Raw genomic sequence first — 212 nt, forward strand, 5'->3', positions numbered from 1 at the left:
CACCGGCATGCTCGCGCGTGGGTTGAAGGGCGTGCGGCTGGCGGTGGGCGACCGGTGCGCGGGGCTCGTGGCCGCCGTGAACGAGCTGCTGCCGGAGGCCCGCTATCAGCGGTGCATGGTGCACTTCGAACGCAACGTTCTCGCCAAGGTCAACCCCGGAAACCGGCAGTGGGCCGCGGACGCGCTCAAGGCCGTGTTCTCCATGGAATCAC

Annotated in this window: 1 protein-coding gene; it reads left to right on the forward strand. The window is 69.3% G+C overall.

Annotated elements, in window-relative coordinates; all coding sequences use genetic code 11:
* On the forward strand, window positions 1-212 hold a 212-nt coding region (locus EHS19_RS10525), incomplete at both ends, for a transposase (RefSeq protein WP_175578443.1).

Source organism: Bifidobacterium jacchi (genome assembly GCF_009078285.1).
In the GTDB taxonomy this organism is placed as follows: domain Bacteria; phylum Actinomycetota; class Actinomycetes; order Actinomycetales; family Bifidobacteriaceae; genus Bifidobacterium; species Bifidobacterium jacchi.